23 protein-coding genes are annotated in these 12,926 nt (G+C 38.4%); all 23 read left to right on the top strand.

What is annotated here, in order from left to right:
• The first annotated feature begins 18 nt into the window (after nucleotides 1-18).
• The 23 genes from rpsQ to truA all read left to right on the top strand — a co-directional run bounded on the left by rpsQ (nucleotide 19) and on the right by truA (nucleotide 12,856).
• On the top strand, nucleotides 19-285 hold the full coding sequence (gene rpsQ / locus TS1_RS04955; protein WP_068708437.1) for a 30S ribosomal protein S17: 267 nt from the start codon (nucleotides 19-21) through the stop codon (nucleotides 283-285).
• Nucleotides 286-343: 58 nt separating this feature from the next.
• Nucleotides 344-712, top strand: a complete 369-nt coding sequence (gene rplN / locus TS1_RS04950) for a 50S ribosomal protein L14 (protein ID WP_068708435.1) — start codon at nucleotides 344-346, stop codon at nucleotides 710-712.
• A 34-nt stretch (nucleotides 713-746) separates the two neighbouring features.
• Nucleotides 747-1,058 carry a 50S ribosomal protein L24 gene (rplX, locus tag TS1_RS04945; RefSeq protein WP_068708433.1) on the top strand — a complete coding sequence of 104 codons (312 nt, stop codon included), beginning with the start codon at nucleotides 747-749 and terminating at the stop codon, nucleotides 1,056-1,058.
• Between the two features lie 27 nt (nucleotides 1,059-1,085).
• Nucleotides 1,086-1,625, top strand: coding sequence for a 50S ribosomal protein L5 (gene rplE, locus TS1_RS04940; RefSeq protein WP_068708431.1), 540 nt, complete (start codon nucleotides 1,086-1,088; stop codon nucleotides 1,623-1,625).
• 15 nt (nucleotides 1,626-1,640) lie between these two features.
• On the top strand, nucleotides 1,641-1,826 hold the full coding sequence (locus TS1_RS04935) for a type Z 30S ribosomal protein S14 (RefSeq protein WP_068708428.1): 186 nt from the start codon (nucleotides 1,641-1,643) through the stop codon (nucleotides 1,824-1,826).
• Between the two features lie 35 nt (nucleotides 1,827-1,861).
• Nucleotides 1,862-2,260 carry a 30S ribosomal protein S8 gene (rpsH, locus tag TS1_RS04930; RefSeq protein WP_068708426.1) on the top strand — a complete coding sequence of 133 codons (399 nt, stop codon included), beginning with the start codon at nucleotides 1,862-1,864 and terminating at the stop codon, nucleotides 2,258-2,260.
• A gap of 30 nt (nucleotides 2,261-2,290) precedes the next feature.
• A complete protein-coding gene (gene rplF / locus TS1_RS04925; protein WP_068708424.1) occupies nucleotides 2,291-2,827 on the top strand; it encodes a 50S ribosomal protein L6 in 537 nt (178 codons plus the stop codon).
• Nucleotides 2,828-2,891: 64 nt separating this feature from the next.
• Complete coding sequence (gene rplR / locus TS1_RS04920) at nucleotides 2,892-3,248, top strand: 50S ribosomal protein L18 (protein WP_068708423.1); 357 nt, start codon at nucleotides 2,892-2,894, stop codon at nucleotides 3,246-3,248.
• A 20-nt stretch (nucleotides 3,249-3,268) separates the two neighbouring features.
• Complete coding sequence (gene rpsE, locus TS1_RS04915; protein ID WP_068708421.1) at nucleotides 3,269-3,769, top strand: 30S ribosomal protein S5; 501 nt, start codon at nucleotides 3,269-3,271, stop codon at nucleotides 3,767-3,769.
• 13 nt (nucleotides 3,770-3,782) lie between these two features.
• Entirely contained in the window at nucleotides 3,783-3,962 is a 180-nt protein-coding gene (gene rpmD / locus TS1_RS04910) for a 50S ribosomal protein L30 (RefSeq protein ID WP_068708419.1), read from the top strand.
• A 43-nt stretch (nucleotides 3,963-4,005) separates the two neighbouring features.
• Nucleotides 4,006-4,446, top strand: coding sequence for a 50S ribosomal protein L15 (gene rplO / locus TS1_RS04905; protein WP_068708417.1), 441 nt, complete (start codon nucleotides 4,006-4,008; stop codon nucleotides 4,444-4,446).
• The gene (secY, locus tag TS1_RS04900; protein WP_068708415.1) at nucleotides 4,446-5,738 is read left to right on the top strand and encodes a preprotein translocase subunit SecY; all 1,293 of its coding nucleotides are present in this window, start codon (nucleotides 4,446-4,448) and stop codon (nucleotides 5,736-5,738) included. Before rplO ends, secY begins: the two co-directional genes overlap by 1 nt.
• A 62-nt stretch (nucleotides 5,739-5,800) precedes the next feature.
• The gene (locus TS1_RS04895; RefSeq protein WP_068708413.1) at nucleotides 5,801-6,448 is read left to right on the top strand and encodes an adenylate kinase; all 648 of its coding nucleotides are present in this window, start codon (nucleotides 5,801-5,803) and stop codon (nucleotides 6,446-6,448) included.
• 184 nt (nucleotides 6,449-6,632) lie between these two features.
• Nucleotides 6,633-6,851, top strand: a complete 219-nt coding sequence (gene infA / locus TS1_RS04890; protein WP_014125620.1) for a translation initiation factor IF-1 — start codon at nucleotides 6,633-6,635, stop codon at nucleotides 6,849-6,851.
• A gap of 34 nt (nucleotides 6,852-6,885) precedes the next feature.
• Nucleotides 6,886-7,002 carry a 50S ribosomal protein L36 gene (gene rpmJ, locus TS1_RS04885; protein WP_068708411.1) on the top strand — a complete coding sequence of 39 codons (117 nt, stop codon included), beginning with the start codon at nucleotides 6,886-6,888 and terminating at the stop codon, nucleotides 7,000-7,002.
• A gap of 18 nt (nucleotides 7,003-7,020) precedes the next feature.
• Nucleotides 7,021-7,386, top strand: a complete 366-nt coding sequence (rpsM, locus tag TS1_RS04880; protein WP_068708409.1) for a 30S ribosomal protein S13 — start codon at nucleotides 7,021-7,023, stop codon at nucleotides 7,384-7,386.
• Between the two features lie 26 nt (nucleotides 7,387-7,412).
• Nucleotides 7,413-7,802 (top strand): 30S ribosomal protein S11, encoded by a 390-nt coding sequence (gene rpsK / locus TS1_RS04875; RefSeq protein ID WP_068708407.1) that lies wholly within the window; start codon nucleotides 7,413-7,415, stop codon nucleotides 7,800-7,802.
• An 80-nt stretch (nucleotides 7,803-7,882) separates the two neighbouring features.
• On the top strand, nucleotides 7,883-8,821 hold the full coding sequence (locus TS1_RS04870) for a DNA-directed RNA polymerase subunit alpha (protein ID WP_068708405.1): 939 nt from the start codon (nucleotides 7,883-7,885) through the stop codon (nucleotides 8,819-8,821).
• 23 nt (nucleotides 8,822-8,844) lie between these two features.
• Nucleotides 8,845-9,225 carry a 50S ribosomal protein L17 gene (gene rplQ, locus TS1_RS04865; protein WP_068708403.1) on the top strand — a complete coding sequence of 127 codons (381 nt, stop codon included), beginning with the start codon at nucleotides 8,845-8,847 and terminating at the stop codon, nucleotides 9,223-9,225.
• A 357-nt stretch (nucleotides 9,226-9,582) separates the two neighbouring features.
• Nucleotides 9,583-10,422 (top strand): energy-coupling factor ABC transporter ATP-binding protein, encoded by an 840-nt coding sequence (locus TS1_RS04860; RefSeq protein ID WP_068708401.1) that lies wholly within the window; start codon nucleotides 9,583-9,585, stop codon nucleotides 10,420-10,422.
• Nucleotides 10,398-11,258, top strand: coding sequence for an energy-coupling factor ABC transporter ATP-binding protein (locus tag TS1_RS04855; protein ID WP_068708399.1), 861 nt, complete (start codon nucleotides 10,398-10,400; stop codon nucleotides 11,256-11,258). The genes TS1_RS04860 and TS1_RS04855 overlap by 25 nt, the downstream gene beginning before the upstream one ends.
• Nucleotides 11,255-12,052 (top strand): energy-coupling factor transporter transmembrane component T family protein, encoded by a 798-nt coding sequence (locus TS1_RS04850; protein WP_068708397.1) that lies wholly within the window; start codon nucleotides 11,255-11,257, stop codon nucleotides 12,050-12,052. The genes TS1_RS04855 and TS1_RS04850 overlap by 4 nt, the downstream gene beginning before the upstream one ends.
• Nucleotides 12,053-12,115: 63 nt before the next feature.
• Nucleotides 12,116-12,856: a tRNA pseudouridine(38-40) synthase TruA gene (gene truA / locus TS1_RS04845; RefSeq protein WP_068708395.1), complete on the top strand. Its 741-nt coding sequence runs from the start codon at nucleotides 12,116-12,118 to the stop codon at nucleotides 12,854-12,856.
• Nucleotides 12,857-12,926 lie beyond the last annotated feature (70 nt).

The following is a 12,926-nucleotide window of genomic DNA, read 5'->3' as shown; positions in this document are numbered from 1 at the left end:
AAGGAGGCCATGAATCGTATGACTGAAGAAAGAAATCACCGTAAGGTTTATCAAGGTCGCGTGGTATCTGACAAAATGGATAAAACAATCTCTGTTGTCGTTGAAACGAAGAAAAACCATCCGATCTACGGCAAACGGATTAAATATTCAAAAAAATACAAAGTACACGATGAAAATAATGAAGCCAAAACTGGTGATATCGTGAGAATTATGGAAACTCGTCCATTATCAGCTACAAAACGTTTTCGTTTAGTAGAAATCGTTGAAAAAGCAGTGATTATTTAATTACACGAGATTTTCCTATATAGATTAAATTGCTATATTTGAAAGGAGGATACACGTCGTGATCCAACAAGAAAGTCGTTTGAAAGTTGCTGATAATTCAGGAGCGCGAGAAATCTTAACGGTAAAAGTCCTAGGTGGCTCGGGTCGTAAAACTGCGAATATTGGCGACGTCATTGTTGCTACGGTCAAACAAGCAACGCCAGGTGGGGTTGTCAAAAAGGGCGAAGTTGTAAAAGCAGTTATCGTTCGCACAAGATCAGGGGCACATCGCACTGACGGTTCTTATATTAAATTTGACGAAAATGCTGCGGTGATTATTCGTGATGATAAAAGCCCGCGTGGAACTCGTATTTTTGGACCAGTTGCTCGTGAATTACGCGAAAACAACTTCATGAAGATCGTTTCGCTAGCACCAGAAGTACTATAATGTTATTTAATATCAAAGGAGGTGCGAAACCGGAATGTTTGTTAAAAAAGGCGATAAGGTAAAAGTTATTACTGGTAAAGATAAAAATAAAGAGGGCGTTGTTTTAGAAGCTCAACCTAAAAACGATAAAGTCATTGTTGAGGGCGTCAATGTTGTAAAAAAACATCAAAAACCTTCTCAAGCTGCACCGCAAGGCGGGATTGTTGAGCAAGAAGCACCAATCCATGTATCTAACGTTATGTTGATTGATCCTTCTAGTGGAGAAGCAACTCGCGTCGGCTATCAAGTAGTTGACGGAAAAAAAGTCCGTGTTTCTAAAAAAACCGGTGAAGTTATTGATAAATAATCAAATCAAGGAAGGAGGGGCAACTGAATGAACCGCCTTAAAGAAAAATATACACAAGATATCGTTCCATCATTAGTACAAAAGTTTGACTATAGTTCTGTTATGCAAACACCAAAAGTTGAAAAAATTGTTATCAACATGGGTGTAGGCGATGCAGTATCTAATGCTAAAAATTTAGATAAAGCAGTCGAAGAATTACAGTTAATTTCAGGACAAAAACCTTTAGTTACAAAAGCTAAAAAATCTGTTGCAGGTTTCCGTCTGCGTGAAGGAATGCCAATCGGCGCAAAAGTTACTTTACGTGGAGACAGAATGTATGACTTCTTAGATAAATTAGTAAATGTTTCCTTACCACGTGTTCGTGACTTCCATGGCGTAAGTAAAAAAGCTTTCGATGGTCGTGGAAATTATACTTTAGGTATCAAAGAACAATTGATCTTCCCTGAAGTTGACTATGATTTAGTTGACAAAGTACGCGGAATGGATATCGTTATTGTTACAACAGCAAATACTGATGAAGAATCACTTGAATTGCTTACACAATTAGGAGTACCATTCCAAAAATAAAAGGAGGCGAAGAAATTGGCTAAAAAGTCACAAATTGCTAAAAACAAACAAACCGCCAAGTATCCAGTACAAGAATATACTCGCTGTGAACGTTGCGGACGTCCACGTTCTGTTTATCGTAAATTTCACCTTTGCCGTATTTGCTTCCGCGAACTGGCCTACAAAGGTCAAATTCCCGGCGTGAAGAAAGCTAGCTGGTAAAAAAGTAAACTCGCAAAAAGGAGGTAAATCATCTAATGGTCATGACAGATCCAATTGCAGATTTTCTAACACGTATCCGCAATGCCAATATGGCAAAGCATGATGTTTTAGAAGTTCCTGCTTCAAAAATCAAACACGATATTGCTGAAATCCTTAAAAATGAAGGCTTTATTCGCAATGTTGAATATATCGAAGATGACAAACAAGGCGTAATTCGTGTATTCCTTAAATATGGGAAAAACGGTGAACGTGTGATCACCAACTTGAAACGTATCTCTAGACCAGGCTTGCGTGCTTATGTCAAAGCTGACGAAGTACCAAAAGTCTTGAACGGTTTAGGAATTGCAGTCGTCTCAACTTCTGACGGTGTGATCACTGATAAAGAAGCTAGAGCAAAAAATGTTGGCGGCGAAGTTGTCGCTTATGTATGGTAATTTAATAAATACACAAGGAGGTGTCTTTTCGTGAGTCGTATTGGGAATAAAATCGTCGTTTTGCCTGAAAACGTTGAGGTAAAAATTGATGGCAATGATGTAACAGTTAAAGGACCCAACGGTGAATTGACTCGTACATTTTCACCAGATATTAAATTTAATATCGATGGCAATGAAGTAACATTCACCCGTCCAAATGAAAGCCAAAAAATGAGAACTATTCATGGAACTACTCGTGCAAACTTCAATAATATGGTTGTCGGCGTATCTGAAGGTTTTCAAAAAACATTAGAACTTGTTGGTGTTGGTTACCGTGCGCAACTACAAGGTACAAAACTTATCTTAAATGTTGGTTACTCACAACCAGTGGAAGTACCAACTCCAGAAGGAATCACTATCGAAGTTCCAGCCAATAATCAAATTACAATTAAAGGCTCTAACAAAGAACTTGTTGGTAAAGTAGCTGCTAAAATTCGAAGCATTCGTTCACCAGAACCTTATAAAGGTAAGGGTATCCGTTATGCAGGCGAACAAGTACGCCGCAAAGAAGGTAAAACAGGGAAATAATCAAGTCCGCAAAAAACTAGAACGGTTCGCGGCATAGACGAATATAAATAAAGAGGTGACAATTGTGATTACAAAACCAGACAAGAATAAAACACGTCAAAAAAGACATCAACGTGTGAGAAATAAAATCTCTGGTACTGCTGAGTGCCCACGCTTGAACGTTTTTCGTTCGAATAAAAACATCTACGCGCAAGTAATTGATGACGTAGCGGGTGTGACGCTAGCAAGTGCCTCTACCTTGGATAAAAATATTTCAGGTGGAACAAAAGCTGAACAAGCACAAGCTGTCGGCAAAATGGTTGCCGAACGTGCATCAGAAAAAGGTATTAAAAAAGTAGTCTTTGACCGTGGTGGATACCTTTACCATGGCCGCGTGGCAGCTTTAGCAACAGGCGCTCGCGAAAATGGACTAGAATTTTAAAAAAAGGAGGAACACCATTCATGGCTCATATTGACCCAAGTAATTTGGAAATAGAAGACCGTGTCGTTGCGATCAACCGAGTAACAAAGGTCGTAAAAGGCGGTCGTCGTTTACGCTTTGCAGCTTTAGTCGTTGTCGGCGATAAAAACGGACATGTAGGTTTTGGTACTGGTAAAGCACAAGAAGTACCAGAAGCAATTCGTAAAGCTGTTGAAGACGGTAAGAAAAATTTGATTGAAGTACCAATGGTTGGCTCAACAATTCCACATGAAGTTATCGGCTCATTTAGTGGCGGAACTATCTTAATGAAACCGGCTGAAGCAGGTGCTGGAGTTGCTGCAGGTGGACCAGTTCGTGCGGTGTTAGAACTTAGCGGTGTAGCCGATGTAACATCTAAATCCTTAGGTTCAAATACGCCGATCAATGTCGTTCGCGCAACAATCAAAGGCTTAGAAGAATTAAAACGCGCTGAAGAAGTTGCAAAACTTCGTGGCAAATCTGTAGAAGAAATTATTGGTTAGGAGGACAAATCTAATGGCTGAATTAAAGATTACATTAAAACGCAGTGTTATTGGACGTCCTCAAAATCAACGCGATACAGTAAAAGCGTTAGGATTAAAAAAAGTGAACAGCACTGTTGTACGACCAGCTAATGAGGCGATCAAAGGCATGGTTGCAACTATTGCACACTTAGTGGACGTAGAAGAAGTATAGAAAAATTTGATAGAATGATTTTGACTAAGGAGGTGCCAAACACATGAAACTTCATGAACTAGAATCTGCAAAAGGTTCACGTCGCGTACGTAACCGCGTTGGTCGTGGTTCATCTTCTGGTAACGGTAAAACTTCAGGACGCGGACAAAAAGGACAAAAAGCTCGTTCAGGTGGTGGAACTCGTCTTGGTTTTGAAGGTGGACAAACAGAATTATTCCGCCGTTTGCCAAAACGTGGTTTTACTAATGTTAATCGTAAAGACTATGCGATTATTAATCTTGACGTTTTAAACAACTTTGAAGATGGAACTGAAGTTACTCCCACTGTATTAGCTGAAGCTGGGTTTGTAAAAAAACAAAAAGCTGGCGTTAAAGTGTTGGGTAACGGTGAATTAACCAAAAAATTAACTGTTAAAGCAGCGAAGTTTTCTAAATCAGCTCAAGAAGCTATTGAAGCCGCTGGTGGGTCAATTGAGGTGATCTGATGTTAAAACTTTTAAAGGACGCTTTTAAAGTCAAGGATATTAGGTCAAGGATTTTATTTACAGTGTTTATTCTGTTTATATTCCGTATTGGGACCCATATTACGGTTCCAGGAGTAGATGCGGCAGAATTACAAACTATTTCTGAACTACCTTTTATGAACATGTTGGACTTAGTCAGCGGTAGTGCGATGCAGCGTTTTTCCGTCTTTTCGATGGGCGTTTCGCCCTATATTACTGCTTCGATTATCGTTCAATTGATGCAGATGGATATCGTTCCTAAATTCACTGAGTGGGCTAAACAAGGTGAAGTGGGACGTAAAAAGTTAAATCAGGCAACGCGATATATCACTTTAGTGCTAGGCTTTTTACAATCTATCGCGCTAACAGCTGGGTTTCAAGTTTTCACGCAATTTGGCTTTGTTCCTGATCCTTCCATTACGACATACGCTGTTATTGGCATTATTTTAACAACAGGTACGATGTTTATTACTTGGTTGGGCGAACTGATTACTGAAAAAGGAGTGGGCAATGGTGTATCAATGATCATCTTTGCGGGAATTATTTCTCGTTTACCTGTTTCAATTAAAGAAATAGTGGATGATTATTTTATTAACATCAACCAAGACGATCTTTGGAAATCAGTTTTATTCGTAGTTATTCTGGTTATTGCTGCATTGTTAGTGGTAACAATTGTTACTTTTTTCCAACAAGCAGAAAGAAAAATTCCTATTCAATATACAAAACGAATAGCAGGTGCTCCAACAAGTAGTTATCTACCGTTAAAAGTCAATGCTGCCGGTGTTATTCCAGTTATCTTTGCTAGTTCCTTGATCACAACACCTAATGCGATCATTCAAGCTTTTGGATCAGCCAGAGGAGAAACTTGGTTTGATGTCATCCAAACGCTTTTCAATTATAATACAGTGCCTGGCGCTATTTTATATGCGGTATTGATCGTCGGTTTTACTTTCTTTTATGCTTTTGTTCAAGTAAACCCTGAAAAATTGTCGGAAAACTTGCAAAAACAAGGAAGTTATATTCCAAGTGTGCGTCCGGGAAAAGGGACAGAAGAGTTCGTCTCAAAATTATTGATGCGTTTAAGCACAGTGGGTTCGATCTTTTTAGGTGCAGTAGCATTACTGCCAATTATCGCATCCATGGTGTGGGATCTTCCACAATCGATTGGTTTGGGCGGAACAAGTTTGTTAATTGTAATCAGTGTAGCACTTGAAACTGCCAAACAAATAGAAGGTTTAATGTTGAAACGTCAATATACAGGTTTCATAAATTAGAGTTTTATGTAGTGTTGAGGTTTTTTCCTCAACACTGGCAAAAACTTTTAGGAGGAATAGAAATGAACCTCGTTTTAATGGGATTGCCTGGCGCTGGAAAAGGAACTCAAGCAGAAAAAATTATTGCTGAATATAATATTCCGCAAATTTCAACTGGAGATATGTTCAGGCAAGCAATTGCAAATAAGACAAGCCTTGGTTTAAAAGCAAAGTCTTATATGGATGAAGGGGAACTTGTCCCTGATGAAGTAACAAACGGAATTGTCAAAGAACGCTTGGCTGAATCTGATACGAAAGATGGCTTCTTATTGGACGGATTTCCTCGGACTTTAGATCAAGCAAAAGCACTGGATGATATGTTGCAAGATTTAGATAAAAAACTTGACGCTGTCATCGAGATACAAGTACCAGAAGAAGTACTGGTTGATCGTTTATCTGGACGCTTTATTTGTCGTAATTGCGGTGCAACTTATCATAAGATATTTAACCCACCAAAGGTTGAAGGAACTTGTGATCGTTGTGGCGGGCATGATTTTTATCAACGAGATGATGACAAGCCAGAAACAGTGAGAAATCGAATCAAAGTCAATGTAAAAAATAGTGAACCTATTTTAACTCATTACGATAAAAAAGGTTTACTACGTTCTATTGATGGGAATCGTGAAATCGATGAAGTCTTTACAGAAATACAACAAATTCTAGCGAAGTAATTCTTGCTCTTTTTCGTGTTCTAGTAACTTTTTCTTGTAATTAGTGAGTCTCTATGCTAAAATGTATCAGTCCGACTTCTAGGTAATGAAGAATTATTGTAGTGAAGTTAAGGTGGGAACACGACACAGGTTTCCGCCGTTTTATCGCGTAAAGTTGCGAAACAAGTACAAGGAGGTACTGTGCGTGGCAAAAGAAGACATGATTGAAATCGAAGGTACAGTCGTCGAAACTTTACCCAATGCAATGTTTAAAGTCGAACTTGAAAACGGCCATGAAATTCTTGCGACTGTTTCTGGTAAAATTCGGATGCACTATATTCGTATATTACCAGGCGATAAGGTGACTGTGGAGCTTTCACCTTATGACTTGAGTCGTGGTCGCATTACGTATCGTTTTAAATAATTGTACTTACGTATAACCACAGGAGGTAAGTATTATGAAAGTAAGACCATCAGTAAAACCAATGTGTGAACATTGTAAAATCGTTCGTCGTAAAGGACGCGTTATGGTGATTTGCCCAGCAAATCCAAAACATAAACAACGTCAAGGATAATTGGAGGTGTAACAAGATATGGCTCGTATTGCAGGAGTAGATATTCCTCGTGAAAAACGTGTAGTTGTTTCTCTTACTTATATTTTTGGTATTGGAGATACGACTGCCAAAAGCGTTTTAGAAAAAGCAGGCGTTTCTGAAGACATTCGTGTTCGTGATCTAACGAATGAACAAACAGATGCGATCCGTGCTGAAGTAGACAAACTAAAAGTTGAAGGCGATCTTCGTCGTGAAATCAATCTAGATGTTAAACGTTTGATGGAAATTGGTTCTTATCGCGGCATGCGTCATCGTCGTGGTTTGCCTGTTCGTGGACAACATACTAAAAATAATGCCCGCACTCGTAAAGGACCCGCAACAACTATCGCAGGCAAGAAAAAATAATTCCTAATGAAGGAGGTTAAAACTTCATGGCACAAAAAAAAGTGAATCGTAAACGCCGTGTGAAGAAAAATATTGAATCCGGTATTGCACATATTCATTCAACATTTAATAATACAATTGTGATGATCACTGATCAACATGGGAATGCATTATCATGGTCTTCAGCTGGTGCACTAGGATTTAGAGGTAGCAGAAAATCAACACCATTTGCCGCTCAACTAGCAGCAGAAACTGCGGCAAAAGCAGGAATGGAACACGGATTGAAAAATGTAGAGGTAACTGTAAAAGGCCCAGGTTCAGGACGTGAAGCAGCAATTCGTTCATTACAAGCAGCAGGATTGGAAGTGGCTGCGATTCGTGACGTAACACCAGTTCCTCATAATGGATGCCGCCCTCCAAAACGCCGTCGTGTTTAATGAGTGCTGCTCATTTTGAGTTTCAAAATTTATGTCATTGAACAAGACACTTTTCGTTTTGAAAGGGGTAAGAGATAAGAATGATTGAATTCGAAAAACCAAGAATTGCAAAGATTGATGAAGAGAAAGATTATGGCAAGTTCATTGTAGAACCTCTTGAAAGAGGCTATGGAACTACATTAGGAAATTCCCTGCGTCGTATTTTGTTATCTTCTTTACCAGGAGCAGCAATCACGAATATCCAAATCGATGGTGTATTACATGAATTTTCGACGATCAAAGGCGTTAGAGAAGATGTTGCGCAAATCATTTTGAATATCAAGGGTCTTGCATTAAAACTTTACAGTGAAGAAGAAAAAAAACTTGAAATCGATATTACCGGTCCGGCTACGATAACGGCTGGCGATATTATCGTTGATAGCGATGTAGAAATTCTTAACAAAGATATGTACATCTGTACTGTAGCAGAAGGAACAAGATTTCATGCTCGCCTATCGGTACAACCTGGCCGCGGGTACGACCAAGCTGATGAAAACAAAAAAGAAGATATGCCAATTGGTGTGCTTCCTGTTGATTCGATCTATACCCCCGTTCGCCGAGTGAACTATCAAGTAGAAAATACACGTGTTGGCCGTCGGGATGATTATGATAAACTGACCATGGAACTTTGGACAGATGGTTCGATTGAACCGCTTGACGCGTTAAGCCTATCAGCGAAAATCCTTACTGAACATTTAGAAATTTTTGTGAACATGACGGATGAAGCGAAAAACACTGAAATCATGGTCGAAAAAGAAGAGACACAAAAAGAAAAAATGTTAGAAATGACAATCGAAGAATTAGACTTATCTGTTCGTTCTTATAATTGTCTAAAACGGGCTGGCATTAATACTGTACAAGAATTAACCAATAAATCTGAACCGGAAATGATCAAAGTACGTAATTTAGGACGCAAATCACTTGAAGAAGTAAAATCAAAATTAAGCGATCTTGGCCTAGGATTGCGTAAAGACGATTAATTTTTACGAAGGAGGGAAACCACGTGAGTTATCGTAAATTAGGACGCACATCTAATCAACGTAAAGCGATGTTGCGTGATTTAACAACTGACTTAATTATTAACGAACGAATTGTTACGACAGAAGCTCGTGCAAAAGAAGTTCGTTCAACAGCAGAAAAAATGATCACTCTAGGAAAACGCGGTGATTTACATGCACGTCGCCAAGCAGCTGCATTTGTACGTAATGAAGTAGCAAGCGTACGTGAAGAAGATGAAGAAATCGTTATTGATTCAGCTTTACAAAAGCTTTTTAATGACGTTGCGCCTCGCTATGAACAACGACAAGGCGGTTATACTCGTATCTTGAAGACTGAACCAAGACGCGGAGATGCTGCAAAAATGGTTATCCTAGAACTTGTCTAAAATCTAAAGAAGTAATATTAGTAGTTTACTAATATCTAGCGTCACTTTGTCGATGATTTTAAGAGTGTTATGATGGTGGAAATATTTTTTCCGAGTCTAGCTCAGCACTGCTTCCTGAAATTTCAGGAAGCAGGCATTCATCATAAAGTGTTTTTTTTTAGTTTCGATTACCTATTTATTATAGATAATGGAAAGTGAAAAAAGAACTGAATCCTTCATTTCTCGCTTTCTTGAATAATTGAAATATGAAGCTTTTTTTGGTAGTGTTAATAAGAATCAAAATACATTTTTTTATGTATTAACAAAAAAAGAATTGGCTTAAATGTTTTTTAGTTTATTTTACATAAAGGAGCAACCATGGAATCGATTATAAATTTAAAAAATATTACATTTCGCTATCAAGACGATGAAACACGGCCTGCGTTGTCTGATTTGTCGTTAACTGTTAATAAAGGTGAGTGGGTAGCTATTATTGGTCATAATGGCTCAGGAAAATCTACCTTAGCTAAGACAATAAATGGGTTACTTTTACCGGAGACTGGAAGTATTTCAGTAGGACAGCTTGACTTAAATGAAGAAAATATTTGGGCAATTCGTAAGATGGTTGGTATGGTTTTCCAAAATCCTGATAACCAATTTGTGGGCGCTACGGTTGAAGATGATGTGGCTTTTGGCATGGAAAATCAAGGAGTTCCTAGAAAAGAGATGATTCCACGAGTTGAGGAAGCTTTAGAACAAGTCAGATTAACTGATTTTGCGGATAAAGAACCAGCTCGTTTGTCTGGTGGGCAAAAGCAGCGTGTAGCGATTGCTGGGGTTCTTGCATTGCGTCCAGACATTATTATTCTTGACGAAGCGACAAGCATGCTAGATCCTGAAGGACGGCAAGAAGTCATCTCGATACTTAAGGAAATTAAAGAAAAGTATCATTTGACAGTCTTATCTATTACTCATGATATTGATGAAGCAGCGAACGCAAATCGTGTACTCGTTATGAGAGAAGGGAAATTAGTAGATGAAGGAACACCGGCACAAATTTTTTCCGAAGGTCCTGAGTTAGTCGAAAAAGGCTTAGATCTACCCTTTCCGGAAAAATTAAAGCAAGCATTAAAAGAACGTGGCGTTTTAGTACCCGAAAAATATTTATCAGAAGAAGGGATGGTGGATTGGTTATGGACATCGTTTTTGAACAAGTAAACTTTACCTATCAACCTGATTCCCCTTTTGAACAGCGTGTTTTATATGATATTAATATGACGGTTAAAGAAGGCTCTTATAATGCATTAGTCGGTCATACGGGAAGCGGGAAGTCCACGATTTTGCAACATTTAAATGCTTTGTTAAAACCAACTTCTGGTCATGTAAAAATTGGTGAGCGAACAATTACTCCTGAAACCAACAATAAAAACTTAAAACCGATTCGAAAGAAAGTAGGCATTGTTTTTCAATTCCCTGAATCCCAACTTTTTGAAGAGACTGTAGGTAAGGATATTGCTTTTGGGCCGAAAAATTTTGGAGTTTCAGAAGAAGAGGCTTTAGAATTAGCGAAAGAATACCTGGCATTAGTAGGACTAGATGAATCATATCTTGAACGTTCACCTTTTGATTTATCTGGTGGTCAAATGCGTAGAGTGGCTATTGCTGGAGTATTAGCTATGGAACCAGAAGTGTTAGTACTAGATGAACCAACAGCTGGTCTTGATCCTCAAGGTCGTAAAGAAATGATGGCTATTTTTGAACATTTACATCAAGTTCGAAAGATGACCATCGTTTTAGTTACTCATTTAATGGACGACGTTGCAGATTATGCGGATTATGTCTATGTTCTAGAAAAAGGAAAGCTGGTAAAAGATGGAACTCCGGAAGCAGTCTTTCAGGATATTCGTTGGTTAGAAGAAAAACAATTAGGTGTGCCCACTGCAGCTGCTTTTGCTAAACGTTTAGAAGAAAAAGGAATGTCCTTTAAAAAGTTGCCACTTACGGCCGACGAGTTAGCGGATGCGTTAGTGGCAAGAGGAGGTCAATCGTTATGATGAATAAGCTGATTTTAGGTCGATACATCCCCGGAGATTCGCTTATCCATCGTTTAGATCCGCGGGCAAAGTTGCTGACAAGTTTTTACTTTATCGGCATTATCTTTTTTGCAAATAATTGGCAAAGTTACTTGCTTTTAGGAGTATTTACACTGTTTTGTGTGTACTTATCAAAAGTTGACTTTGGCTTTTTTCTACGCGGTGTCAGACCGTTGCTTTGGTTGATCTTATTTACGGTGGCTTTACAGATCTTGTTTACTTCTGGTGGACGAGTTTATTGGGAGTGGGGCGTCTTTCAAGTTACGGAATTTGGCGTACAGAATGGAATTTTTATTTTCTGCCGCTTTGTGTTAATTATATTTATGTCGACCTTACTAACGCTAACAACTCCTCCGTTAGAGCTGTCAGATGCCATCGAGTTTATTTTACGTCCGTTAAATGCTATTCATTTTCCAGTACATGAAATTTCTTTGATGCTTTCTATTGCTTTACGTTTTGTCCCAACATTAATGGATGAAACTGAAAAAATTATGAATGCACAACGTGCTCGTGGAGTTGACTTTAGTGAAGGAAATTTGATTCAGAAAATGAAAGCTGTCATTCCTTTGCTCATCCCTTTATTTGTCTCAAGTTTTAATCGTGCAGATGATCTGGCGACAGCGATGGAAGCTCGCGGTTACCAAGGTGGAGAAGGACGCACCAAGTATCGAGTTTTGCATTGGCATCAAAAAGACACGATTGCAATTTGTGTTTATGCGTTTTTAACGTTCGCATTAATTTATTTAAGAGATTAAAATGTAAGAGACAAAAAGTAGTTTTTTGCTTATTGTCTCTTTTTTTATGAAAGAGGAGAAAAAATGGTTCGATATAAAGCAATCATCGCCTATGATGGAACAAATTTTAGTGGCTTTCAAAGTCAAATCAATGGACGTACAGTGCAAGACGAAATAGAAAAAACGCTTTCTAAAATTGCGAATCAGACTGTTAAAATTAACGGATCAGGACGAACAGATGCAGGAGTACATGCCTTGGGACAAGTCATTGATTTTGCTTGGCCTACTAAGCTTCCCTTAGAAAAGTTACGTTTTGCTTTAGATACACAAACTCCTGCAGATATTGCAGTTAAACAAGTAGAACTTGTTGCTGATGATTTTCATTCTCGCTATCAAGCCAAAGAAAAAACATATGAATTTCGAGTGGATATTGGTAAACCTCGCAGTCCCTTTCGCCGTTTTTATATGAGTTATTATCCTTATGAATTAGACTTAGAGAAAATCAAAAGAGCACTCCCTGATTTTTTAGGCACTCATGATTTTACTTCTTTTTGTTCAGGAAAAAGCGAAGTGAAAAATAAAACACGGACCATCTATAAAGCTGACATGTTAGTCAGCGATACTGAAGATGAATTATTGTTTACTTTTTGCGGAGATGGTTTTTTATATAATATGGTTCGAATTATGGTAGGGACGTTGTTAAAAATTGGCAATGGACGTATTTCTGAAGACGCAATACCACAAATTATTGCAGCGCGTGATCGCAATGCAGCCGGTCCTACTGCTCATCCAGAAGGATTATATTTAAAAGAAGTGAAGTATTAACAAGAAGCATCTTATTTGCGCAAAAAGGACAGTGAGCTATCAATGAAAATAGCTCACTGTCCTTTTAATG

The sequence above is a fragment of the Tetragenococcus solitarius NBRC 100494 genome, assembly GCF_001544195.1.
In the GTDB taxonomy this organism is placed as follows: Bacteria; Bacillota; Bacilli; order Lactobacillales; family Enterococcaceae; genus Tetragenococcus; species Tetragenococcus solitarius.
Note: the sequence above shows the minus strand (reverse complement) of the source record. Positions and strands in the feature narration are given on the sequence as shown.